Raw genomic sequence first — 12,717 nt, forward strand, 5'->3', positions numbered from 1 at the left:
GCGGCGTGCATTGTCGCCGCCCCGGCCCGCTTCCGGTCAACGCGGGGTCGGACCCGTCACGGCCGGGCCTGCCGTGCCGTGTCGATCAGCGTGATCGTGCGGGCCAGCTCGATCACCGCCATCGCGTAGTAGGCAGACCAGTTGTAGCGGGTGACGGCCCAGAAATTGGCGGTGCCCGCGACGTGGCTGGGTGGCTGCTCCAGGCCGTTGCGCAGCTCGACCAGCGCGAGCGGCCCGGTGTGCGCCAGCGCGGCGGGCTCGAGCACGGCCCCCAGCCGGGTGAACTCCGCCGCGGTGAAGCTGGGCAGGATGTCGGGCTTGAGCAGCGTGGCCAGCGAGGCCGGATCGGCGGGGGGCTGCACCGCGTAGTGGGTCGGCACGCCACGCTGCCAGCCGGCGTTGGCCAGGTAGCGGGCCACGCTGCCGATCGCGTCGACCGGGTTGCGGTGCAGGTCGATGCGGCCGTCGCCGTCGAAGTCGACCGCATGCTGCAGCCAGCTGCCGGGCATGAACTGCGGCAGCCCGAGCGCACCGGCGTAGGAGCTGCGGATCTCCGCGGCGTCCACGCCCTCGCGGGCGGCCAGCACCAGCAGCGCCTCGAGCTCGTCGCGGAAGAAGGCCGAACGGTCGCTGCGCCCGCTCGGAAAATCGAAGGCCAGCGTGCTCAGCGCGTCGATCGCCCGGAAGGTGCCGGTGTGGCGGCCGTAGAGCGTCTCGATGCCGATGATGGCCACCACGATGTCGGCCGGCACGCCGTACTGCTGCTCGGCGCGCTGCAGCGCGCCCGCATGGCGCTGGCGGAATTCGACCCCGGCGCGCACCCGCACCGGATCGACCATGCGGCTGCGGTAGGCCGACCAGTTGCGGGCATTGCTCTGCGCGGCCGGCATGATCAGCCGCGCCACGCTGGGCTGGTAGTTCGCTCCGGCCAGCGTGCGCAGCACGGCGGCGGGCTCCAGCTCGGGGTGGCGGGTGCCGACCGCCGCGGCGAAGGCCTGCACCTCGGCCCGTTCGCCGTAGGGCAGCTCGACCGGGCGCTCCTGGGTCGTGCCGCCGCTCGGCGGGGCGCTGCCGCCGTCCTGCGCCCGGGCCATCCAGGGCAGGGCGAGCAGGACCGACAGGGCCAGTGCACGGGGGGCGAGGGTCCGCCGGCGGGGCGAGCGGGAGGGGCGTTCGGCGCGTCGCAGGCGCGGGAGAGCGTGGCAGATCATGGCGCGATTGTCGCGGCCCGGCCGCCTCCGGGCGGGCCCGCCGGCGTCGCGCGGAACACAGGGCGCGCGAAAGATCGGGAAAGATCGGAAAACGGCAAAAAGGTCGCCATGGGGCCGAGACGGTACAGGGCCAAAAAAAGGGGGCGCGGACCTGCCGGTCCGCGCCCCTGTGTGAGGTGCGATGTGAGATGCGGCCGTGTGCTGCGGCCGCGCGTGGCCGCTTCAGGCGTGCACGCGGAAGGCCGACACGGTGTGGCTGAGCGTGGAGGCCTGCTGGCGCAGGCTCTCCGCGGCGGCGGCGGTCTGCTCGACCAGCGCCGCGTTCTGCTGCGTGGCGTGGTCGAGCTGGCTGACGGCCGCGTTGATCGCCGTCACGCCGTCGTTCTGCTCGCTGCTGGAGGCGGTGATCTCGCCGATCAGGTCGGCCACCTTGCGCACCTGGGCGACCACCTCCTCGATGCTGCTGCCGGCGGCGCTCACCTGGTCGGTGCCGGCGTTGACCTTCTCGACGCTGTCGGTGATCAGGGTCTTGATCTCGCGGGCCGCGTTGGCGCTGCGCTGGGCGAGGTTGCGCACCTCGCCGGCCACGACCGCGAAGCCGCGGCCCTGCTCGCCCGCGCGGGCGGCTTCCACCGCCGCGTTCAGCGCCAGGATGTTGGTCTGGAAGGCGATGCCGTCGATCACGCCGATGATGTCGGCGATCTTGCGCGAACTGGTCTGGATCTCGGCCATCGTCGAGACCACCTTGCCCACCGCCGCGCCGCCGGTCACCGCCATCTCCGACGCGTGGCCGGCGAGCTGGTTGGCCTGGCGTGCGGTGTCGGAGTTGGCGCGCACGGTGGTTGACATCTGCTCCATCGAGGCGGCGGTCTCCTGCAGGTTCGAGGCCTGCGTCTCGGTGCGCGAGGACAGGTCGGAGTTGCCCTGGGCGATCTGCGACGACGCGGTCGCGATCGCGTCGGTGCCCTGGCGCACGTCGCTGACCATGCGCGCCAGGTTGTCGGTCATGTGGGCCAGCGTGCGCTGCAGCTCGCCGATCTCGCCGGTCGCGGTCACCTCCACGCGGTGCGTCAGGTCACCGTCGGCGATGCTCTGCAGCGCCTGGACCGACTGGCGCACCGGCCCGGCGATGGCCGACGACAGCGTCAGCGCCAGGCCCAGCCCGGCCAGCAGCGCCACCGCCAGCGTGATGCCCAGCATCCAGAGCGCGCTCGCGTAGAGCTGGTTGACGTTTTCGCTCGAGGCCTTGGCGCCCTGGTTGTTCAGGTCGACCAGTTTCTGGAGCGAGGCCGTCATCATCTGGAACGACGGGACGGAGGCGACCTGCAGCAGCTCGCTGGCCTCGGCGTTGTTGTTGGACCGGGACAGCGCCAGCATCTTGTCGTGAATGGCCATGTACTGCTGCCGATGTTCGACGTACTGCTGGTAGAGCTTGCGCTCCTCCGGGCTGCTGATCAGCGGCTCGTAGGCCTGGTCGTGCGAGGCGGCTTCGGCCAGCAGCGCCGTCATGGCCTTGTCGATCTCGGCCATCTTGGCCTCATCGGTGCTGAGCACGTGCTGGGCCTCGGCGATGCGCAAGTCCGAGGTCAGGCTCCTCATCGTGGACACGTGGGTGACGCTGGGCAGCCAGTTGTCCGCCAGCTCGCCGGCTTCGCGGCCCATGCCCGACAGGCTGTGGAAGCTGGCCGCCGCAATGGCCAGGGCCAGCGCCAGCATGACGCCGAACGACGCCAGCAGTCGGCTGCGCAGCGTCAGGTTCGCAAATGCATTCATCAATCGTCTCCTCTGGAATGTGCGGCGGCAGGCAGGGCGCTGCACACCGGGCGGGGCATGTCTATCATCGACACGCTTGCGGAAAACTTCAGCCCGATTCGGGCCTGAATCACCCGCCTGTTCGTTTGGCAGGCGACCCCGAGAGCCCCGATCTGAGAAAAGCTGCAATGCGCCCTGGTTTTGTCGACCTGCAGGACCTGTTGTCCATGCCCCGCACGGTGGCGGTGGTCGGGCTGTCGGACCGTGCGTCGCGGCCCAGCCATCGGGTGGCCACCTATCTGCGCGAGGCCGGCTGGACCGTGGTGCCGGTCCACCCGCTGCTGCAGACCTGGGAAGGCCTGCCCTGCTGGCCCGACCTCGACCAGGTGCCGGTGCCGATCGACGTCGTCGATGTCTTCCGCCGCACCGAGGACGTGCTGCCGGTCGCCCGGGCCGCCGTGCGCATCGGGGCCCGCTGCCTCTGGCAGCAGCAGGGGGTCGTCAACACCGAGGCGGATCGCCTGGCGCGTGCGGCCGGCCTGCTGTCGGTGATGGACCGCTGCCTGCTGGTCGACCATGCCCGCCGGCTCGCCTGAGCCGCGGTGCCCGTGATCGCTTAAGCGTCTCCGCCGCGCCCGGCTGTCAAGCTGGGGCAAGGCAGCCGGCTTCAAAATGGAAGTTTCCGCACGATCGTTCGTGCGGAAACCGGTCACGATCCCTGGAGCAGACCCGTCCTTCCATGAACAACCTCTACGACCTCGACCTTCCACGCACGCCGGCCAACCATGTGGCGCTGTCGCCGATCAGCTTCGTCGAGCGCAGCGCCGAGGTCTTCGGTGCCCGCACGGCCGTCATCCACGGTGCGCGCCGCTACACCTGGGCCCAGGTGCGCGAGCGTTGCGCCCGCCTGGTCGCCGCGCTGAAGGCGCTCGGCGTGGGCCGGGGCAGCACCGTCAGCGTGATGCTGCCCAACACGCCCGAGATGGTCGAGGCGCACTACGGCGTGCCGGCCACCGGCGCGGTGCTCAACACGCTCAACACCCGCCTGGATGCGGCGCTGCTGGCCTGGCAGATGAACCACTGCGAGGTGCAGGTGCTGATCACCGACAGCGAGTTCGCGCCGCTGATGGACAAGGCGCTGGCGCTGCTCAAGAGCACGCACGGCCGCGAGCCGGTGGTCATCGATGTCTGCGACAGCGAGTTCGCCGGCCCGCACGAGCGGCTCGGCGCCCACGAGTACGAGGCGCTGCTGGCCGCCCATGCGCCGGTCGAGCGCCTGCAGGGCCCGGCCGACGAGTGGGACGCGATCGCGGTGAGCTACACCTCGGGCACCACCGGCGACCCCAAGGGGGTGGTGACCCACCACCGCGGCGCCTACCTGAACGCGGTCGGCAATGCGGTGACCTGGACCATGCCGCATTTCCCGGTCTACCTGTGGACGCTGCCGATGTTCCACTGCAACGGCTGGTGCTTCCCGTGGACCATCGCCTCGCTGGGGGGCACGCACGTGTGCCTGCGCAAGGTCGATGCCCGCCTGATCCTCGAGGCGATGAGCGAGTACCGCGTCGATCACTACTGCGCCGCGCCCATCGTGCACAGCCTGCTGATCGCCGCGCCCGCCGAGCTGCGCCAGGGCATCGGGCACCCGGTGCGCGGCCTGGTCGCGGGCGCCGCACCACCGGCCTCGATGATCGAGGGCATGGCGCAGCTGGGTTTCGACATCACCCATGTCTACGGCCTGACCGAGGTCTACGGGCCGTCCAGCGTCGCGGTCAAGGACCCGGACTGGGCCGCCCAGAGCCTGGCCGAGCAGACCCGGCTGAACGGCCGCCAGGGCGTGCGCTACCTGCTGCAGGAGGGCATGACCGTGATGGACCCCGAGACCCTGGCCGAGGTGCCTGCCGACGGCAGCACCATGGGCGAGATCATGTTCCGCGGCAACGTGGTGATGAAGGGCTACCTGAAGAACCCGGCGGCGACGGCGGCCTCGTTCGCCGGCGGCTGGTTCCACACCGGCGACCTCGCGGTCATGGAGGCCGACCGTTACGTCAAGATCAAGGACCGCAGCAAGGACATCATCATCTCCGGGGGCGAGAACATCAGCTCCATCGAGGTCGAGGATGCGCTCTACCGCCACCCGGCGGTCGTCGCCTGCGCGGTCGTGGCCAAGCCCGATCCGAAGTGGGGCGAGACGCCGATGGCCTACGTCGAGCTGAAGGCGCCGGACGCGGCCACCGCGGAAGAACTGATCGCGCATTGCCGCGGCCTGCTGGCAGGCTACAAGGTGCCGCGTGACATCCGCTTCGAGCCCATCCCGAAGACGTCGACCGGCAAGATCCAGAAGTTCCAGCTGCGCGAGCGGGCCCGCTCCGGCAGCGCCTGCGACTGAGCGCCTTCGACCGAGGCCGTCCGACGCAGGCGCCCCGGGCCCGGGCGCCTTGCCTTGCCTGGCCTGGCCGGGGCGGGTCCGGGGCGGTGTGACAGGGTGTGCCGCGACGGTCTGCGCCGCTGTTCCAGCGACCCGTCCCAGGATGTGACAGTGTCCCAGGTGTACCCGGCGCCACGCAGCCCCCTGCCGCAGCACCGGGCTCAGGTTTCTACCCGGTTGGGCGGTCTTTTTGACGCTGTTCCGGCGATCGAACGGGGTGGCACGCGGCATGCGATAGGAGGTGGGAGCGCGACGCAGGCCCGGCCTGCATCTCTCTAACCACCCATTGTTCAGGAGACAGACATGCTTTACGCCTATCCCGGCACGGCCGGCGCCAAGTTGGCCTACAAGGCTCAGTACGACAACTTCATCGGTGGCCAGTGGGTTGCCCCGGTCAAGGGCGAGTACTTCGATGTCATCACCCCGATCAGCGGCAAGCCCTACACCCGCGCGGCCAAGTCCGGCGCCGAGGACATCGAGCTGGCGCTGGACGCCGCTCACGCCGCCAAGGACAAGTGGGCCGCCACCCCGGCCGCCGACCGCGCCAACATCCTGCTGAAGATCGCCGACCGCATCGAGGCCAACCTCGAGGTGCTGGCCTACGCCGAGACGGTCGACAACGGCAAGGCGATCCGCGAGACGCTGAACGCCGACATCCCGCTGTCGGCCGACCACTTCCGCTACTTCGCCGGCTGCCTGCGCGCCCAGGAAGGTTCGCTGACCGAGGTCGACGGCAACACCATCGCCTACCACTTCCACGAGCCGCTGGGCGTCGTCGGCCAGATCATCCCCTGGAACTTCCCGATCCTGATGGCGGCCTGGAAGCTGGCGCCGGCGCTGGGCGCGGGCAACTGCGTCGTGCTCAAGCCGGCCGAGTCGACCCCGATCAGCATCCTGATCCTGGCCGAGCTGATCGCCGACCTGCTGCCCCCGGGCGTGCTGAACATCGTCAACGGTTTCGGTCGTGAAGCCGGCATGCCGCTGGCCACGTCCAAGCGCATCGCCAAGATCGCCTTCACCGGCTCGACCGCCACCGGCCGGGTCATCGCCCAGGCCGCGGCCACCAACCTGATCCCGGCCACGCTGGAGCTGGGTGGCAAGAGCCCCAACATCTTCTTCGAGGACATCGCCGACGCCGACGACGCCTTCTTCGACAAGGCCGTCGAAGGCCTGGTGCTGTTCGCGTTCAACCAGGGCGAGGTCTGCACCTGCCCGTCGCGCGCGCTGATCCAGGAATCGATCTACGACAAGTTCATGGAGCGGGCCCTCAAGCGCGTGGCCGCGATCAAGCAGGGCAGCCCGCTGGACACCGACTCGATGATGGGTGCACAGGCCTCGGCGCTGCAGATGGACAAGATCCTGTCCTACATGGCCGTGGGCAAGGAAGAGGGCGCCGAGGTGCTGATCGGTGGTGGCAAGGCCGAACTGGGTGGTGACCTGGCCGGCGGCTACTACATCCAGCCCACGCTGTTCAAGGGCAACAACGACATGCGCGTGTTCCGCGAGGAGATCTTCGGCCCCGTGCTGGCCGTGACCACCTTCAAGACCGAAGCCGAGGCCCTGGCCATCGCCAACGACACCCCGTACGGCCTGGGCGCCGGCGTGTGGAGCCGTGACGGCAGCCGTGCCTACCGCATGGGTCGCGCCATCCAGGCCGGCCGCGTGTGGACCAACTGCTACCACGCCTACCCGGCCGGTGCGGCCTTCGGCGGCTACAAGGAATCGGGCATCGGCCGCGAGACCCACAAGGCCATGCTGGACCACTACCAGCAGACCAAGAACCTGCTCGTCAGCTACTCGCCGAACGCGCTGGGTTTCTTCTGATCGATCGACGGTTTTTCATTGCAGCCTGAATTTCGGGGGGGCCCACCGGCCTCCCCGTTTTTTTTGGGCCGGCCGTGCGTGCCGGCAGGAGATGGACATGGTTGACAGAGTGGTGGCCACGCCGGCGGCGCTGGCCCTGATCGAGCGCCTGTCGGCGCAGCATGGCGAGCTGCTGTTCCACCAGTCGGGTGGTTGCTGCGACGGCTCGACCCCGATGTGCTTCAAGCCGGGTGAGCTGGGGCTGTCGCAGGACGACGTGCTGCTCGGGCGCCTGGGCGGCCACCCCTACTACATGCACCGCTCGTCGTTCGAGTTCGCGCGCAACACGCAGCTGCTGATCGACGCGATCCCGGGCGAGGGCGGGGCGTTCTCGCTCGAGAACGGCACCGGGCTGGGCTTCCACGCCACCTCGCGCCTGTTCACCGATGCGGAGATCGCCGAACTGGCGGCGCTCGAGGACCGGCAGGCCTGAGATCGGCCCGGGCGGCATCGTCCCGGACCCCGGGGCGGCGCGGTGCGTGCCGCGCGGTCCGGGCCGGGAAGCTTCAGGCGGCCACGCGCATCGACAGGTCGATGGCCCGCAGGTGCTTGGTCAGCGCGCCCACGGAGATGCGGTCCACGCCGGTCTCGGCCAGGCTGCGGATGGTCTCCAGCGTGGCGCCGCCGGAGTACTCGACCAGCGTGCGGCCGCCGCAGGCGCGGTGGTCGCGCACCAGCGCCACCGCCTCGCGGATCTCGGGCAGCGTGAAGTCGTCGATCAGCAGCAGGTCGACGTCCTCGTCGATCGCGATGCGCGCCTCCTTCATGTTCTCGGCCTCGGCCATCAGCGGCACCGGCGCGCCCAGCGCCCGGGCGGCGTGGATGGCCTGGCGCAGCCCGCCGGCGGCGGCGATGTGGTTCTCCTTGATCAGGAAGCCGTCGTAGAGCCCGATGCGGTGGTTGAGCCCGCCGCCCACCACCACGGCGTACTTCTGCGCGTTGCGCAGGCCGGGCAGGGTCTTGCGGGTGTCGACGATGCGGCAGCCGGTGCCGGCGACCGCCTCGACGTAGCGCTGCACCGTCGTGGCCGTGCCCGACAGCGTCTGCAGGAAGTTCAGCGCGCTGCGCTCGCCGGTCAGCAGCGCCCGGGCCGGGCCGGCGATGGTGCACAGCAGCTGGTCGGGTTCGACCCGGGCACCCTCGGCCACCGACCACTGGATGCTCACGCCCGGCTCGATCAGCCGGAATACCAGGTCGAACCACGGCTGGCCGCAGATGACGGCGGCCTCGCGGGTGATCACCCGGGCGCGGGCGTACTGCCCGGCCGGCACCAGGTAGGCGGTGACGTCGCCGGTGCCGATGTCTTCGGCAAGGGCGTGTTCCACGGTGTAGTGCAGGTCGTCGGGCAGGCGGGAGAGGGACATGGCGGGCGCGTCGTGTTGTGATCCGCCACGATTGTCGCCTCTGCCGCGTTCACTTTTCTTGCACGGCGGTCGCGAGCGCCTCCCGGCCCGCGCCGACCGGTCGCAATGCCTGCACGAACTGCGCGGACGCGGCCGCCCAGGTGTACTGCTGCGCATGGCGGTGCACCGCGTCGCGCGGCAGCTCCAGCGCGGCCAGGCAGGCCCGGCGCAGGTCGGTGTCGAGCACCCCGCCGGCGCTGTCGCGCCCCACCACGTCGATCGGCCCGGGCACCGGATAGGCCGCCACCGGCGTGCCGCAGGCCATGGACTCGACCAGCACCAGGCCGAAGGTGTCGGTGAGGCTGGGGAAGACCATCACGTCCGCGCTGCGGTAGAGCGTGGCCAGCTCCGGGCCGCCCAGCACGCCCAGCCAGCGCACGTCCGGGTGGGCGGCCTCGAGCCGGGCGCGCTCCGGGCCTTCGCCGGCGACCCACTTCTCGCCGGGCAGCTCGAGCTTCAGGAAGGCGTCGAGGTTCTTCTCCACCGCCAGCCGGCCGACGTAGAGGAAGACCGGGCGGCGGCCACCGGCCTCGCGCGGTCCGTCGGGGTGGAAGGTGCCGTGGTCGACGCCGCGGCTCCACAGCCGCGGGCGGGTGAAGCCGCGCTCGCGCAGCACGTCGGCCATCGCCGGCGTGGGCACCAGCGTGGCCCCGCCGGCGTTGTGGAAATGCCGCAGCAGGCGGTAGCTCCAGTCCAGCGGCAGCCGCACCCGGGCGTGCACGTATTCCGGAAAACGGCTGTGGTAGGCCGTGGTGAAGGGCCAGCCGCGCTCCTGGGCGATGGCGCGTGCGGTCCAGCCCAGCGGGCCTTCGGTGGCGATGTGCAGGCAGTCCGGGCCGAAGGCGTCGATGCGCTGCGCCACGCTGGCGCGTCCGGCCAGCGCCAGGCGGATCTCCGGATAGGTCGGGCAGGGGATGGAGCGGAAGTCGCCCGGCGCGAGCACGCCGGTGTGGTGGCCCATCAGGCCGAGCTCGCGGCAGGTCATCTTCAGCGTGCGCACGACGCCGTTGACCTGGGGTTCCCAGGCATCGGTCACGATCAGGATTCGCATGGAGGCTCCAGAGGATGGGCGGGGGACGTGGTCGGTTGGCGTCGGCGGGCGGCGTGGCCCGGGCGGTCGTGGTGGTGCTGCCAGGCGACCCGCGACACCACCGCGGCGATCGACAGGCCGAAGCCCCACAGCAGCGCCTGCAGCGGCAGGTCCGCCGCCACCAGGGCCGAGTACAGGCCCAGCATCAGCAGCACGCTGGCGTTCTCGTTGAAGTTCTGCACGGCGATGGAGCGCCCGGCACTCAGCAGCGTGCAGCCGCGGTGCTGCAGCAGCGCGTTCATCGGCACCACGAAGAAGCCCGCCAGCGCACCGACGGCGCCCAGCAGCAGCGCGGCGGCGGGCACGCCGTCGACCAGGGTCATCAGCGGCATCAGCAGGCCCATCAGCAGGCCCAGCGGCAGCACGGCGGTGGCCCGCGACAGCGGCACCAGCCGCCCGGCCAGCACCGCGCCCAGCGTCACGCCCAGCGCGGTGACGCCCTGCAGGTAGGCGGCCTGGTCCAGGCCCAGGTCCAGGTGCTCCTGGGCCCAGCGCAGCACCAGGAACTGCAGCGTCGCGCCCACGCCCCAGAACAGCGTCGTCACCGACAGCGTCACCCGGCCCAGCGCGTCGCGCCACAGCGTCAGGTGGCTGCGCCAGAAGTCGCCCACCTGCAGCGCCGGCGAACGTGGCGCGGGCGGGTAGCGGCAGCCGCTGTCGGGAATGCGCAGGTTCAGCAGCCCGGCCAGCAGGTACAGGCCCAGCACCAGCGCCATCGGCGTTTCCAGCGGGCTCGTGCCCAGGGCCGGCAGCCGCTGCAGCAGCGCCGGGCTGACCAGCAGGCCGCCGGCCACGGTGCCGAGGATGACCGCGCAGACGGTGGACACCTCGATCCAGCCGTTGGCCCGCACCAGCTGCCCGGCGGGCAGCAGCTCGGTGACCAGGCCGTACTTGGCCGGCGAGTAGGCCGCCGCGCCGAGCCCGGCCACCGCGAACGCCAGCAGCGGGTCGCCGCCGGTGATCAGCATCAGGCAGCCCGCCGCCTTGACGCCGTTGGCCAGCAGCATCACCCGGGCCTTGGGCCGGGCGTCGGCCAGCGGGCCGACCCAGGGGGCGAGCAGCACGTAGGCCAGCGTGAAGCCGAGCTTGAGCAGCGGCACCTGCCACGCCGGTGCCGCCAGCTCGCCCAGGCGGGCGATCGTGACGATCAGCAAGGCGCTGTCGGCCAGTCCGGAAACGAACTGGGCCAGGAGGAGGGGGAGGAAGCCGGGGGTCACGGAGCGGTCAGGGCGAGTGACCGCGATTGGAGTGGGCTTGTGTGCCAGGGCTGTGACAGGGGCCGCGATCGTGGCGGCCCCGCCGGCGGGGGCGTCAGCGCCGGCGGCTGCCCCCGCCCAGCAGCGAACCCAGCACGCCGCGCACGATCTCGCGGCCGACCGACGAGCCGACGGTGCGCACCGCCGACTTGGCCAGCGTCTGCACCAGGCCGTCACGCTGGCCACCGCGCGGGCCGGTCGAGCCGAACAGCAGGCCGCCCAGCGCGCCCGACAGCATGCCCGACAGGCCGTCGCCGCCGGCCTCGGCGGTGGCCGAGCGGGCGCCGTCGCCCAGCGCCTTGCCGGCCTCGCCGCGCAGGCCGTCGGCGGTGTCGGCCGAGGTGGCCGCGCGGCCCTTGATCTTCTCGTAGGCCGACTCGCGGTCGACCGCCTGCTCGTACACCCCCGCGACCAGCGAGCCGGCGATCAGCGCCTGCCGCTGGGCGGCGGTGATCGGGCCGATCTGGCTGCCCGGGGGCAGCACGTAGACCCGCTCGGTCACGCTGGGGCGGCCCTTCTCGTCGAGCAGGCTGACCAGCGCCTCGCCCACGCCCAGCTCGGTGATCGCCGCGGCGATGTCCAGGCCGGGGTTGGGCCGCATCGTGTCGGCCGCCGACTTGACCGCCTTCTGGTCGCGCGGGGTGAAGGCGCGCAGCGCATGCTGCACGCGGTTGCCCAGCTGGCCCAGCACGGTCTCGGGGATGTCCAGCGGGTTCTGCGTCACGAAGTACACGCCCACGCCCTTGGAGCGCACCAGCCGCACGACCAGCTCGATGCGCTCGGTCAGCGCCGCCGGCGCGTCCTTGAACAGCAGGTGGGCCTCGTCGAAGAAGAACACCAGCTTGGGCTTGTCGAGGTCACCGACCTCGGGCAGCGTCTCGAACAGCTCCGAGAGCATCCACAGCAGGAAGGTCGCGTACAGGCGCGGCGAGTTCATCAGCCGGTCGGCCGCGAGGATGTTGATCACGCCACGGCCGTCGACCGTCTGCATGAAGTCCTCGATCGACAGCATCGGCTCGCCGAAGAAGCGGTCGCCGCCCTGCTGCTCGATCTGCATCAGGCCGCGCTGGATCGCCCCCACCGAGGCCGAGCTGATGTTGCCGTACTCGGTGGTGAACTCGCTGGCGTTGTCGCCCACGTGCTGCAGCATCGCGCGCAGGTCCTTCAGGTCGAGCAGCAGCAGGCCGCGGTCGTCGGCGATCTTGAAGACCAGCTGCAGCACCCCCTGCTGCGTGTCGTTGAGCGCGAGCATGCGCGACAGCAGCAGCGGGCCCATGTCGGAGACGGTCGCGCGCACCGGGTGGCCCTGTTCGCCGAAGACGTCCCACAGCGTGGTCGGGCAGGCGGTCCACCCGGGCTCGGGCAGGCCGCGCTCCTGCAGCACCTTGGCCAGCCTGGGGCTCGCGCTGCCGGTCTGGCTGATGCCGGTCAGGTCGCCCTTGATGTCGGCCAGGAACACCGGCACGCCGATGTTCGAGAGGCTCTCGGCCAGTTTCTGCAGGCTGATCGTCTTGCCGGTGCCGGTGGCCCCGGTGATCAGGCCATGCCGGTTCGCCAGGGCCGGCAGCAGGTGGCATTCGACCGTGCCGTGTTGCGCCAGAAGGATGGGATCGGACATGGGTGGGCTCCGCTGGGCCCGCGTCGCGGGGGACGGGGCGCTGAAAAAGTAAAATGCCAGTCTAGCGAAGAAAACCCCTGCTGCCGGCACGAGCGC

At 71.1% G+C, this 12,717-nt stretch carries 10 protein-coding genes; 4 read left to right on the top strand and 6 right to left on the bottom strand.

Features of this window, described 5'->3' with window-relative positions; genetic code table 11:
• Window positions 1-56 precede the first annotated feature (56 nt).
• Together mltB and C7444_RS13495 are read right to left on the bottom strand one after the other, a co-directional pair.
• Window positions 57-1,211 carry a lytic murein transglycosylase B gene (mltB, locus tag C7444_RS13490; protein ID WP_110401368.1) on the bottom strand — a complete coding sequence of 385 codons (1,155 nt, stop codon included), beginning with the start codon at window positions 1,209-1,211 and terminating at the stop codon, window positions 57-59.
• A gap of 222 nt (window positions 1,212-1,433) precedes the next feature.
• On the bottom strand, window positions 1,434-2,984 hold the full coding sequence (locus C7444_RS13495; RefSeq protein WP_110401369.1) for a methyl-accepting chemotaxis protein: 1,551 nt from the start codon (window positions 2,982-2,984) through the stop codon (window positions 1,434-1,436).
• 167 nt (window positions 2,985-3,151) lie between these two features.
• Here C7444_RS13495 and C7444_RS13500 point away from each other — a divergent pair, with 167 nt between their 5' ends.
• The 4 genes from C7444_RS13500 to C7444_RS13515 all read left to right on the top strand — a co-directional run bounded on the left by C7444_RS13500 (window position 3,152) and on the right by C7444_RS13515 (window position 7,687).
• Entirely contained in the window at window positions 3,152-3,559 is a 408-nt protein-coding gene (locus C7444_RS13500) for a CoA-binding protein (RefSeq protein ID WP_110401370.1), read from the top strand.
• Window positions 3,560-3,702: 143 nt separating this feature from the next.
• Entirely contained in the window at window positions 3,703-5,352 is a 1,650-nt protein-coding gene (locus C7444_RS13505; protein ID WP_110401371.1) for an acyl-CoA synthetase, read from the top strand.
• A 342-nt stretch (window positions 5,353-5,694) separates the two neighbouring features.
• Complete coding sequence (gene exaC / locus C7444_RS13510) at window positions 5,695-7,215, top strand: acetaldehyde dehydrogenase ExaC (protein ID WP_110401372.1); 1,521 nt, start codon at window positions 5,695-5,697, stop codon at window positions 7,213-7,215.
• A gap of 97 nt (window positions 7,216-7,312) precedes the next feature.
• Complete coding sequence (locus C7444_RS13515; RefSeq protein WP_110401407.1) at window positions 7,313-7,687, top strand: DUF779 domain-containing protein; 375 nt, start codon at window positions 7,313-7,315, stop codon at window positions 7,685-7,687.
• A 73-nt stretch (window positions 7,688-7,760) separates the two neighbouring features.
• Here C7444_RS13515 and nadC read toward each other — a convergent pair whose 3' ends face one another.
• The 4 genes from nadC to C7444_RS13535 form a co-directional block, all read right to left on the bottom strand.
• Window positions 7,761-8,618: a carboxylating nicotinate-nucleotide diphosphorylase gene (nadC, locus tag C7444_RS13520; protein WP_110401373.1), complete on the bottom strand. Its 858-nt coding sequence runs from the start codon at window positions 8,616-8,618 to the stop codon at window positions 7,761-7,763.
• Between the two features lie 49 nt (window positions 8,619-8,667).
• Window positions 8,668-9,708 (bottom strand): glycosyltransferase family 4 protein, encoded by a 1,041-nt coding sequence (locus tag C7444_RS13525; RefSeq protein WP_110401374.1) that lies wholly within the window; start codon window positions 9,706-9,708, stop codon window positions 8,668-8,670.
• The gene (gene lplT / locus C7444_RS13530; protein ID WP_110401375.1) at window positions 9,696-10,964 is read right to left on the bottom strand and encodes a lysophospholipid transporter LplT; all 1,269 of its coding nucleotides are present in this window, start codon (window positions 10,962-10,964) and stop codon (window positions 9,696-9,698) included. Before lplT ends, C7444_RS13525 begins: the two co-directional genes overlap by 13 nt.
• Before the next feature lie 94 nt (window positions 10,965-11,058).
• The gene (locus C7444_RS13535; protein ID WP_110401376.1) at window positions 11,059-12,621 is read right to left on the bottom strand and encodes a helicase HerA-like domain-containing protein; all 1,563 of its coding nucleotides are present in this window, start codon (window positions 12,619-12,621) and stop codon (window positions 11,059-11,061) included.
• Between the last annotated feature and the right edge of the window lie 96 nt (window positions 12,622-12,717).

The sequence above is a fragment of the Sphaerotilus hippei genome (genome assembly GCF_003201595.1).
GTDB lineage: Bacteria > Pseudomonadota > Gammaproteobacteria > Burkholderiales > Burkholderiaceae_C > Sphaerotilus > Sphaerotilus hippei.